Raw genomic sequence first — 12,543 nt, 5'->3', positions numbered from 1 at the left:
ATTTAACATATATTGAAACCTGAGTATAAACAAGTGTCCTGCGACACTCTTTGGATGTTAATCCTATAGTAAGTGTGTTTAAAACATGACAGTGCATTTATTGTGTGTTTATTTTACTTTATTTATCGTGAGGGGATGTTGAGTACGGATTGTTGTGTATGGGTAAAAACAAAATCCAGATAATAGTCAACGGAGGTTGGGTTTTTATATTGAGGATCGAAGCTATCGATAGCGAATAGATGTCCTTGTGGTATGTCATAAGTGGTGGTGAGCAATCAAGGTGCTTGTAACTTAGATTTATTGAACCATTACTTTCTAGAAATCACTTCTTGTAATAACGGTGAGGAAGAACCTGAAGGGGGCGTGATGGCTAAGTAAGAGGCAATAGTGGGCGCGATATCATAGGGAGTGATGAAACGGCTGATGGTTTGGGGTGTTAAGTTTGCGCCTGCAAATATCACTGGCACATAGGTATCATATTGCCATGGAGAGCCATGCATTGAAGCCACAGTGAGTCCATCAAGATCGTTAATAAAAACCTGAGGAGAAAAAATAACATGAATATCGCCAGAGCGTGATTGATGGTAGTTATTGGTTACTAATTGCATGAGGTGTGTCTGAGGGAGCTGTCCTGTTGCAATTTGAGTACTTGGGATTGCATATTCAACACCGTTAAGTTTCATTATTTCGTTAGCGATACTGATTTGGACTTGTTTAAGGTCGAGGTTATATTTTTTTATGAGTGAATGTTCTAAGTACACATAAGGATGTGCATAGCGTTGTATGAGTGTTTTACCTTGCCCTTTTTTCAGACCAAGAGAGTGTTCAATAGCAGTAAATAGGTTTTCATCTTGAAATTGGGCTAAAGAGAAATAGTGGGCTTTATTCGTACTTGCGGTGGTTAACTGTGTGGCTAATTTTCTTACTAAATAGCCTGGAATTTCAGGCGCACCATGATCTGCTGATAATATGATTAAGGTATTGTCTAATCCAATTTTTTCATCAATATAGCTAAACAGATCTTTTAATGTTAGATCTAACCTGAGTAAGTTATCTTCAGCCTCTTGGCTTGATGGACCAAATAAATGTAATACGTAATCATTGGAAGAGAAGCTAATGGAAAGGTAATCGGGGATCTCATCTTTACCGAGGTGCTCGTTTTCAATGAGTGTTTTTGCAAATGATAAGGTTAAGTCATCGCCGGCAGGGCTCAGGGTTAACTTAGTGGTAAAATATTTATCATCAGAGGGCCCATAGGGATGAGGAAAGCGAGTCGAAAACCCCGCTATGTCTGTTTTATAATCAGGATTCAAAGAGGGCTGATTTTCTTCTACATGAACGTATTGGTCTTGATCAAGGCTGCGTGTCCATTGAGTATTATGGTATTTTTTTGTTGGATTGCTTTGATTCCAGTGGTTTACCCAGTCAGGGTAGGTTTGATAGTAATAGTTACTGGTGACAAATTCAGCGCTGGCTTTTGAAAACCAGAAGGCTTTGCCGTATTGTCCAGCGAAGGAGACTGCGCCCCTATCTTTTATCGAGACAGCAAAAATATTGGAGCGGGGAAAGGCCGACGCGATTTCATCACTAATGGTGGTTGATAATATCGCCATGGGGGAGCGGCCCTCATTTTTAGCGGCTCTTTGAGTGGGGTCTATTTCGTTTTGGCTATCGACTCCGGCTCCTTTTGTGAGTAAGGAGTAGTGGGGATCTTCGATATTATACACAATCCGATTTTGACTTCGTTCAAACCAGATATTACCGACCATGCCATGGACGGTGGGTGGCGCACCCGTTGCGAGTGACACGTGACCGACGATGGTTTCGGTATTGGCATGTTGGTAATGGGCATTATTATAAACAATGCCTTTATTGAGTAAGTACTTAAATCCGCCTTGTCTCATATTTTTAGCATAACGAGTAAGTAAATCACCACGCAGTGCATCCACTGTAATTTGCAAAATGAGTTTAGGTTTCTTTGGGGGGGGATTTCTCTTTTTATGGTATTGGGCGTGAGCAGAGACACTAAGCAGAAGGAGGAAGAGTATTGTTGTGAAAGTAATGGTAAATGTCTTGATAGTATGTTGTTGCATAAGGTATCTAATCACTCATTGTCAGCGCGCGGGATCATTCACCTCTGCCTTGAGGACGATATCAGGTATAAGAACAAGGTTAAGGGATGATTAATGAGATCGATGAGTCATCCCTTATAAGATTAAGGATAGTGAATGGGGCTTTTTTTGCCACTGTTGTGATGAGAGGTCTATTCTTACTCAGTTGATTAATGTGATTGAGACAGTCTATGTCTTATTTCAATCAATGCAGGATCGTTAGGAGTGTGTTGAGCTAATTTTTCCAGTTGCACAAGGGCATTATCTATTTGGCCGCTGGCTTCTAATGCCAATAAATAGACAAAGGCAAACTGTAAATTATCCGGTGAGGTATTGGCAGCGGTGTTTAAGGCGCTAAGGGCTTTAGGCCATTGTTTTTCAATGACGTAAATAAGGCCTAGATTATATTGGGCTAAGCTATGATTGCCCTCAATGACTAGGATCGCTTGCAACAGATTTTTTGCTTGCTGATATTGACCGGTTTCGCGATGCAGGCTGGCTAAATTCAATTTTGCGGGTAAAAATTGAGGCTGTAGCTGCAAGGCGTTTTGATAGTGCACTTTAGCTTGCGCGATATCGCCAACATTGTAAGCTAAATCCGCCAGCGATAATTGACCCGATAAAAGATCTTGTTGTGTTTGGTAGGTTGCGACTGCTTCTTTTAATACTGCTTGTAGCTTTTCTTGTGCAGTAACAGGAATGTTGGTTTTAAAGGCAGGGGAAAGCAGTTTAATGGCTTCGAGTCTGACATTTTTATTATCATCGTAGAGTAAGCCAAAGCCTATTTGTAGCTGTAAAGAAAAAGGCGCTGAACTGAGTTTATGTAATACGCCTAACTTGACTAACGCTTCGTTGTCGTTGGCTGCAATGTTGAGGGCGTTGACATGACTTGGCTGGGATAAATCTAACAAATCTAATAGTACTGCTCTGCGCATAGGCGCTTGACTGGGATCAAGCACCCACTTTTCAATGATTTTTTGAGCATGTTCTGGGACGGTTTCATTGAGTAAGGTGGCGGTGCCAATATCGGAGTTGTGGGTAAAAATAGCGTCTTTTTTAGATGCCAGGGCGTGTTGAGTCCAGCGGTGATCTTTATCTTGATGGCAGCTTAAACAGACATTAGGGCTATTGAGGGCTTCATTCACCCAAGGATTAGGAATGCGAAAACTATGATCGCGCCTTATATCGACGCCCATATACGTCTTGCTTGGCATATGGCAGTCGATACACAAAGGAGTGTCTTTATTTGTCGAATGTAATGGGATTGAATGCAGTGTATGTGCGGGGTTATCAAATACACTGGCTCGATGACATTGTGTGCAGAGCGGATTGTCTTGGCTGATGAGCTCGTTACTGTGTGTTTGGTGACAGTGGCTACATACCACCCCTGCAGCAGCCATTTTACTTTGACTGAATGAGCCATAGACAAAGACCTCATCTTGAATTTGCCCGTCTCTATGGTACAAACGAGGCAGAGCCAGGCGAGGAATGATCTCTTGATTGATTTGCCCTTGTCCTTGCCCTTCTACAAGGGTATGACGTCGACTGTGACATAAAATACATTGACTTGCTTGACCTTTATCCAATGGCAGTGCATGATTTTCGATACGGGATACAGACGTTGAGTCGATTGAGTTTCCTACGGAGTCAAAGATTGCAGCTTGTTCTGCTGTTAATATTGGCTCCTTTGAGAGCTGAGCGTTTGAAGGTTCAGCCTTAGCAAGTCGGTGTGTTTCAAAGGCCAATCTTGTGGTTAATAATGATGTGAGGCTGGCCGTGTGATCTTGTGGATCCAAAGTAAAAAGAGGCTGGTGTTGTAGTGGTTTATCAAACCCAGAATAGAGCTGACGTTGTGGGCTGTTATTAGCGTCTTCTTTTTGTAATGCAAGGTGAACCGATGCTGAGCCATGGCAGGCTTCACAACTCACATTAGGTTGTCTCCATTGAGTATTATAACGGTCATTATTAAGATCGTAGCCTCGGGTTAATTCAGTCGAATGGCACTGGGCGCAGCGGGTATTCCAATTATTAAATTGGCCTTGCCAGTAAAAAGGACTGTTAGGCTGGTGGGCATCTTCATATAAATCATACCAAGTTTGCCCACCTTCCTCGATAGACCGCGCATCCCAAGCAACGGTATAAGCTTGTAGTCTACCGCCACCGATATCCACAAGCAGTTGTTGCAACGGATAAAAGCCAAATACAAAAGGAATGGAATATCGTTGACCCGGTTGACCTTTTAGTCCTGTTTCAATGTAAAAGCCGTTTTTATCATGATCAAATAACGTCCAGCTATTATCATTTTTAAAGGTAAAGTGATTAAAATGACCTAATACCGACTGTCTATCGGCTTTTTGCATGGATTTAGCATGATGAGAAGCTTGCCATTGTGTGGTTTGTTCTCGGTGGCATTGCATACAGGTGTGGATTTCTGTATTCACTTGTGGGCTTATTAACGGCTTTGAATGAATCGGTTTTGCATGAGACGGGTGTGAAGCGATAAGGGTGATGGTGGATAAAACGAGCCTTAATAATCGATTCCTCGATGATCTTGAGCTGATAGATCGATTTTTTTTAGGGATCATTTGAATTATAGAGGTTTTGTTATTAACATTGTGAATTACATTTTATTAACATCCATTATTTTTTAATAAAAATCCAGTGATTTATTGATTCATTTCGTAGATAGTTAATCCAGCAGGATCTCGCATCTTCTATTGGCTTGGGTATCAAAAGAGCCACCATGATGATGACTCTTTCGATACTGACTTATTCAGTCCCCCCAGTTTATGGCGCTAGATTAGCACTAGTTTTGAGCAGGTAGTTCAAGCATGCTCATGACTTGCTCTAAATTAAAGCTCGCGGCCTTTTGGCTTGGAGGATATTCTTTAAAGGTGCTTAAGAAATTAGCGACATAAGCTTGTGCAGGGACAAACATGTAGGCGTGATCAATGACCCAATCATAGTAAGTGTTAGATGTTCGATCGGCTGTTTCATAGGGATCCATACGTAAATTAAACAGTTTAGGGAAGCGCAAGGTCACAAAAGGCTCTGCCCAGATCTGCAATGTGCCGTTGACTCTTTGCTCCATAAAGACCGCTTTCCAATTGTTATAGCGTAATGCGGATAAATCACCATCATCGGTGAAGTAAAAGATTTCTGTTCGGCGTCCTTTGTCTTCTTTCCCTGTGAGGTAAGGCAAAAAGTTATAACCGTCTAAATGATTTTTAAAGGTTTTTCCATCAGCTTTATAGCCTTTAAGGAGTTGCTCTTTAATATTGTCGTTACCCGCAGCGGAGGCAAAGGTGGGTAGCCAGTCCATGTGATGCATGATTTCATTGGAGATTTGACCCGCTTTGATCTTTCCAGGCCATTTGACCATGGCAGGGACACGATAAGCACCTTCCCAGTTGGTATTTTTTTCGCCTCTAAAAGGCGTTAATCCTGCATCTGGCCAAGTGTTCATGTGGGGGCCATTGTCGGTAGAATAGAAGACAATGGTATTATCTTCTATGCCGAGTTGATCGACCTTATCGAGGAGTTGACCGACATGATTATCATGTTCAATCATGCCATCAGCATAATTACTGATCCCCGAGATCCCTTGATATTCAGGTTTGACGTGAGTACGAAAATGCATTCTGGTAGCATTCCACCAAATGAAAAAGGGCTTATTGGCTTTAACGTTTTTTTCCATGAAGGTGATGGCTGCTGATATGGTTTCATCATCAATGGTTTCCATGCGTTTTTTGGTTAATGGACCCGTATCAACAATATCGCCATTGGCCGATGACTTTATGACGCCCCGTGGACCAAACTTTTTCTTAAATTCAGGATCTTTAGGGTAGTTGCTATTTTCCGGCTCTTCTTCTGCATTGAGGTGATACAAGTTGCCTAGAAACTCATCGAATCCATGGTTTGTAGGTAAAAATTCATCTTTGTCACCTAAATGATTTTTGCCAAATTGGCCTGTGGCATAACCTAACGGTTTAAGGACTTCAGCAATGGTGGCATCTTTGGCTTGTAATCCTACATCTGCGCCAGGTAAACCCACTTTACTTAATCCGGTTCGCAATACGGTTTGTCCCGTGATAAAGGTTGAGCGCCCTGCGGTGCAAGATTGCTCTGCGTAGTAATCAGTGAACATCATGCCATCTTTAGCAATACGGTCTATGTTTGGGGTTTTGTATCCCATCAATCCAAAGCTATAGGCACTGACATTCGTTTGACCAATGTCATCTCCCCAAATGACGAGAATATTGGGTTTGTCTGCGGCAAATAAGCTGCTGGAGATGAGTCCTAGCGTGGTGAGGATAGGGATAGCATAATGCTGACTTAATCGAAACCGTTTGAGATCCATGAACATGTCCTTATTCTTAATGGGTTTATAATGAAACGCTTGATATAAAGTGAATGAAATATAATGAGAGTTATAAAAGTATAGAAAGAAATGAGAACTTTATTTCGAAGGATGACTTTTAAAGAGTAAATAAAAATGACCACTGCTCATGGTATCGCAGTCAGTTAATAAGGTTGATGAATATGGTTTATTGTTTGTTTTTTTGTTTAAATTGATATCAACTTGATTGATTATTGATTTTAATTAATGTGTTAATTGTTGTTTATAGAGTGCCCCGTAGGTGTTGGTCAGAAAGTCATTGAATCAATTTCAGTTTAACTTTATGTTCAAGTTTATTGGAATGTATCTTATGTATTCAATTTTTAGCTTTTTACCCACAAAGAATGTTTATTCTTATGATCTTGATTCAATGATAAATAGGTAAAAGATTAAGAATAATCATAGAGCATAAACACTGTGAAGCTTGCTTAATAAAAAAGGCCTATCGATTATGAGTCATGTATTTCATCGAAACTTACGTTCTCAATACCCTACTGCGGTAAAGGGCGAGGGAGTGTACCTTATTGATAGTGATGGGAAGTATTACCTTGATGCTTGTGGGGGGGCGGCGGTGTCGTGTTTAGGGCATTCAGATCCTGTGGTTATCGAAGCGTTAAAGTTACAGACTGATAAGATTTGTTATGCCCATAGTGGTTTTTTTACGACTGAGCCTATGGAGGAACTGGCTGACTTTCTTGCATCTCGTTCACCTAAAGGATTAGATTATGTGTATTTTGTTTCAGGGGGGTCGGAAGCGGTAGAATCGGCATTAAAATTGGCTCGTCAATATTGTGTCGAAAGTGGTCAATCTCAGCGTCGTCATGTTATTGCTCGGCGGCAAAGCTATCATGGTAATACCTTAGGCGCATTAGCCGCTGGGGGAAATGCTTGGCGCAGAGCGCCTTTTGCTCCTTTATTATTCGAAACTCATCATGTGAGCCCCTGTCATGCTTATCGTTTTCAAGAAGATAGCGAAACGACGGCTCAATATTGTCAGCGATTATTGAATGAACTTGAACAAAAAATCATTGAACTGGGTGAAGACGAGGTGATGGCATTTATCGCTGAGCCTATTGTCGGTGCAACGATGGGAGCTGTACCTGCAGTAGAACATTACTTTAAAGGGGTGAGAGACATTTGTGATCGTTACGACATCTTACTTATTCTTGATGAGGTGATGTGTGGTATGGGCCGTACAGGACATTTATTTGCCGCTGAGCATGAGGGGGTTAGCCCCGATCTTTTATGTATTGCTAAGGGACTCGGTGCAGGGTATCAGCCTATTGGTGCAACGCTGGTCAGCGATACTATATATCAGTGTATAGAACAAGGCAGTGGCTTTTTTCAACATGGGCATACCTATATTGGTCATGCGATGGCTTGTGCCGGTGCGCTAGCGGTGCAACAAACGATAGAAAAAAGAGATTTATTAACGCATGTTCAACGACAAGGCATGCGTTTACAACACGCGTTAACAGAGACGTTTGCCGAACATCCTTATGTTGGGGATATTCGGGGTCGAGGGTTATTTTTAGGGATGGAGCTGGTGGCCAATAAAGAGATGAAATTACCTTTTGATCCTCAATTGAAAATGCATGCGCGTATAAAACAAATTGCCATGCAAAATGGGTTAATGTGTTATCCCATGGGAGGAACGATTGACGGAAGACAAGGCGATCATATTTTATTAGCACCTCCCTTTATTATTGAAGATGAGCATATTGATATGATTATAGAGAAGCTTAAAGAGACTTTTTATCAGGTGATGAAAGAATAGGGCTGTACTTGTCTTCTTTTTCGACTGAGTTTGAGAGGTTGTTTTAATACGTTTAGATAAAGAGATGATGCTAATGAAATCCCGCTTAAGTTTATTTAATGAAGCAAGTATGAGTGTACAACAAAGGGAGATATTAGATGAAATTAAAGCGGGAAGAGGTGATATTAAAGGGCCTTTTCTTGCTTGGCTTCACAGTCCTGAACTAGCACAGCATAGTCAAAAACTTGGTGCATTTTGCCGATATCATACCCAATTACCGAGGCGATTATCAGAATTGGCTATATTAGTCACAGCGGCTTGGTGGCAATCTCAAGCTGAATGGCTTATTCATGCCCCAATTGCTGAAGCTGAAGGATTGAATGTCCATGTTATTGAGGCAATAAGAAAGGGTAATGAGCCTACTTTTGAACATGACGAAGAACGTCTTATTTATCACGTTGGCCAAACGTTATACCACACTAAGCGTCTTGGGACGCCGTTGTATCAAGAGGCGTTAGCCGTTTTTGGGGAGTCTTCGTTGGTCGAGTTGATCGGTATTTTTGGCTATTATAGCTACGTTGCAATGACATTGAATTGTTTTGAAATGCTACCCAGTGATCCCTTGGATTTACCTTTTAAATAACTGATCCCTAGCAGTATTTTCGGACACTCGGCTAAGTGAGTAAAATCACTAACCGAGGTATGATATGATGACAAAGAAAATACGCAAAATACACACAGATGAGTTCAAGAAAGAAGCACTTGCTTTAGCTGAAAGAAATGGGGTTTCCAAAGCCGCAAAAGAGCTGGGTATTCATGAATCACAAATCTATAGCTGGCGTGCAAAAACAACCAAGAAAGCAAGCACTAGCCAGAGGGAAGCCGAGCTTGCCGCCGAAGTTGCTAAGCTTAAACGTCAGCTTTCGGAGCAAGCAGACGTTTAAGCTATCTTAAAAAAGGCGGACACCTACTTCGCGAAGAATCAAAAATAGCTCGTTTTGAATTCATGCTTGAGCACCAACATTGTTTCTCAACGAAACGTATGGCGCGGGTGCTTCGAGTATCACGAAGTGGGTATTATCACTGGCGTCATTATGCTCAAGATCCTAGCAATAGAATGCTTAATCGCGATTATAGAGATGTGAAAATAAAGCAAATTTTTGATGACAGTAAAGAGCGTTATGGTGCCATTCGTATTCAACGAGAGCTGATAGATGATCAAGAACCAGCTGCAATCAAGACCATATTTGATAGCATGAGCCGAAAAGGAAACTGTTGGGACAACGCTGTTGCTGAGAGTTTCTTCCATTCTCTCAAAGTTGAAGCTATTCAATATGAACCAATAATGACCCGTGACGAGATGCGTCATGCTGTCTTCGAATACGATGAAGTCTAAAGAGTTTAGATCACGATACTTAAAAATAAGTAATATTGCTGTGGGTGTAACAGTAGTCACTACCAACCCTGATATCGCTACCTACATTCTATGCTTTTTAAAGAGTAAATGAACCTGTCTCCAAGCGGATAAGGTCAATTGCAATGGAGGGTAGTGCTTTGATAGGAAAAAATACCTGAGGTATTTCGCTCGTTAATAGTGCAAAAATCATAAAATTCAAGTAAGCCTTCTAGACTGCAAAGTAATTAGATCCATATATGGGGTTTCTTTATTAGACTCCTTTATCACTGAACATTGAAAGGTTTTTTTTAAAACAAACAAGCGTTAATAAACTGAGTACTGATGCGAGCATTAATACATAAGCAGGTGCCATGGTTGACTCACTCCATTTTATGCTACTAATGAGTATCAAAGGAGTAAGACCGCCAACAATGCCAAAACCTACGTTATAAGATAACCCAATGCCTGAATAGCGAATATTGCTAGGGAAAGATTCTGATAAGATGGCGGGAATATTGCCCCAGCTGAGTCCGACAAGCAGGGCGCTAAGAGCAAGTGAAAGTGGGTATAAAAGGAAATGTTCAGTATAAATATAAAAAATAGGGGTCGCTAGAATAAACACCGCGACGATTAACAATAGTAATAGATTGATACGACGTACTTTATCAGATAACCAGCCGAACAAAATACAGCTCAATGCTGCGATAAAAACAGCAGACGCACTCATCCAAATCATATCATTCAGTGTGTAATGGAGGATTTTGGTGAGGTAAGCGGGGAGAAAAGTAAATAAACTAACAATGACTATCGCTCCTAGCCCTGTGATAATAGTGGTCAATATAAAGACTCTCCATTGTTTATTAAGCACTTCTAGAATGGGAAAAGGTTGGTTAGGATCCAGATAAGGAATGAATTGTGGAATTTCGATCAGTTTCTTTCTTAGGTAGAAGGCAATAATACCAAAAATACCGCCTAAGAAAAAAGGCAATCGCCATGCCCAAGCAGTAATTTGTTCGTCAGTATATAAACTGATGAGACTTGCTTGTACAAGATAGCCCATGCTTATTCCACTAATGAGAAAGCAGAAAACAACACCTGTTGCTAAGCCCTTCTTTTTAGGAAAAAACTCGCTAATGTAAGTGATAGCTCCTGGTATTTCTCCTCCAATTGAGATCCCTTGTATAATCTTAAAAAAAATAAGTAAAATCGGCGCGGTAATGCCTAGTGTCGTATAATTTGGGATCAGCCCAATACAGAATGTGGCGAGGGCCATCATCAGAATTGAAAAGGTAAAAGTACGTTTTCGGCCATAAACATCACCAAAATGACCAAAAATAATACCGCCCAAAGGTCTCGCTAAATAACCGACGGCAAAGGTAGCAAAAGCCGCTAACAATCCATTGATTTCGGTCTCGGTTGGGAAAAAAATACTCGCAATATAACTGGCTAATAATGCAGAGATAATAAAATCATAAAATTCTAATAGCCCCCCTAAACTGCATAAAAATAACACACGTTGATGAGTGTTTAATCTTACAGTCATAAAAAGTCCCTTTTAGAGAATGTGTTGTTCTAGTATTAGATAAATACAATGGATTATTGAGCTGGAACTGTTTTTTAATTTGGATCTTCTATGAGTGTAGATCACATAAGGGAAGTGACAAATGCTGACAATGATTACTTGAGTGGGTAACTTACTTAACCTCAGATCGGTTTAACGCATCACTGCCATCGCGTTGAATTCAGCTGATGTTATATTAAGTTGTGGCTTTCTCTCTTTGAGTTGATAAGCCACTAAACCGCCTATTATATTGAGCATGAAACCATGCACACTTCGGTGTCTAGTATGCTCTATTTGTGAGATGTTTTTTAACTGGTCGTTGATTGTTTCTATGATAAACCGCCTAGATAACATCTCTCTATCCCATAATGATAACGCTTTGGCTTTCATATTTTTACGGACATTATTCACGATACTCACACCCCGTTCGAGTAACTCACTGGCTAATGCTTTGCTGATGTAACCTTTATCAGCATAGAGTTTATCCATTGAATTAACAACCATTTCTTTGACTGGCTTAGTATCATGTACATTTGCAGGCGTGATTTTTGCGGCAACCCCCCTGATGATTGACTATGAGGTGAAGTTTAAACCCATAAAACCATCCCATGGTGCCTTTTCCTCGACTCGCTAAGCCTGATAAGGTCTTATGTCTTGGTATTCGTAAATTATGACAGACTTTAATACTCGTTGAATCAATAAACTCTATGCCTGTTGCCTCACTTTTTAAGGATGAAAAGTAGCTACAGAGCGGTATAACAGTGTTAGGCATGACTTCAAGGAATCGGGTATAGCTCAGCAAATTGGGAAATTCTGATTTAAAGAAACGCGCTAAATATCCTGTGTAGAAGTTTTTAAAATCTCGATGATGGGAAGTATGGAAGGCAATGATAATCGTCATGATTTCACTCATTGTCATCCTACCAGAACGCTTACGTTTACGCGTTCCATCCGTTAGACATTGTTGCTCCCACTGTGGAATAAAAATAGTACAAAAATCATCGACATCACAAAATATATCTACTAACTTATCCATATGCCCTCTGCGTGATTGATTAATCTTGGTCGAAAGATCTGATCACAAAGAGGGCTATTAGTTCAATTTCTTATCCCGAGTTCAGGTTACTTAGGGTTTAGTTTTTAGAGGATATTTTATTGATTTGTAATCATTAGGAAAATGAAATGATGAGGGGGAAGCATACTCAAGTAAGAGCTATAGTCGTTTCTGGTGTATGAGGATAAAGCATTGCGATGTAACCTGTTAATTGATCTTGGCCGATCAACAATTAACAAAAGGAACATCGCAATGACTAAAAATGA

At 40.5% G+C, this 12,543-nt stretch carries 7 protein-coding genes and 2 pseudogenes; 4 read left to right on the top strand and 5 right to left on the bottom strand.

What is annotated here, in order from left to right; translation table 11 throughout:
* Positions 1–308: 308 nt before the first annotated feature.
* The 3 genes from L2764_RS12300 to L2764_RS12290 all read right to left on the bottom strand — a co-directional run bounded on the left by L2764_RS12300 (position 309) and on the right by L2764_RS12290 (position 6,471).
* Positions 309–2,093 carry an alkaline phosphatase family protein gene (locus L2764_RS12300; protein WP_248940550.1) on the bottom strand — a complete coding sequence of 595 codons (1,785 nt, stop codon included), beginning with the start codon at positions 2,091–2,093 and terminating at the stop codon, positions 309–311.
* Between the two features lie 188 nt (positions 2,094–2,281).
* Positions 2,282–4,552 (bottom strand): tetratricopeptide repeat protein, encoded by a 2,271-nt coding sequence (locus tag L2764_RS12295; RefSeq protein WP_248940549.1) that lies wholly within the window; start codon positions 4,550–4,552, stop codon positions 2,282–2,284.
* 365 nt (positions 4,553–4,917) lie between these two features.
* Positions 4,918–6,471: an arylsulfatase gene (locus L2764_RS12290; protein ID WP_248940548.1), complete on the bottom strand. Its 1,554-nt coding sequence runs from the start codon at positions 6,469–6,471 to the stop codon at positions 4,918–4,920.
* A 490-nt stretch (positions 6,472–6,961) separates the two neighbouring features.
* Here L2764_RS12290 and L2764_RS12285 point away from each other — a divergent pair, with 490 nt between their 5' ends.
* The 4 genes and pseudogenes from L2764_RS12285 to L2764_RS12270 form a co-directional block, all read left to right on the top strand.
* On the top strand, positions 6,962–8,287 hold the full coding sequence (locus L2764_RS12285; protein WP_248940547.1) for an aspartate aminotransferase family protein: 1,326 nt from the start codon (positions 6,962–6,964) through the stop codon (positions 8,285–8,287).
* A 73-nt stretch (positions 8,288–8,360) separates the two neighbouring features.
* Complete coding sequence (locus tag L2764_RS12280) at positions 8,361–8,909, top strand: carboxymuconolactone decarboxylase family protein (RefSeq protein WP_248940546.1); 549 nt, start codon at positions 8,361–8,363, stop codon at positions 8,907–8,909.
* A gap of 64 nt (positions 8,910–8,973) precedes the next feature.
* Entirely contained in the window at positions 8,974–9,210 is a 237-nt protein-coding gene (locus tag L2764_RS12275; protein WP_248940545.1) for a transposase, read from the top strand.
* A gap of 308 nt (positions 9,211–9,518) precedes the next feature.
* Positions 9,519–9,659 (top strand): annotated as a pseudogene (locus L2764_RS12270) (IS3 family transposase); the annotation flags it as partial.
* Between the two features lie 274 nt (positions 9,660–9,933).
* On the opposite strand, the gene L2764_RS12265 reads toward L2764_RS12270, so the two are convergent.
* Both L2764_RS12265 and L2764_RS12260 read right to left on the bottom strand, forming a co-directional pair.
* The gene (locus L2764_RS12265; RefSeq protein ID WP_248940544.1) at positions 9,934–11,205 is read right to left on the bottom strand and encodes an MFS transporter; all 1,272 of its coding nucleotides are present in this window, start codon (positions 11,203–11,205) and stop codon (positions 9,934–9,936) included.
* Positions 11,206–11,376: 171 nt separating this feature from the next.
* Positions 11,377–12,259, bottom strand: a pseudogene (locus L2764_RS12260) (IS982 family transposase).
* Positions 12,260–12,543: the final 284 nt, after the last annotated feature.

Source organism: Shewanella surugensis (assembly GCF_023284005.1).
Lineage (GTDB): Bacteria > Pseudomonadota > Gammaproteobacteria > Enterobacterales > Shewanellaceae > Shewanella > Shewanella surugensis.
The sequence above is the reverse complement of the archived record's forward strand: the minus strand, read 5'-3'. Positions and strand labels throughout refer to the sequence as shown.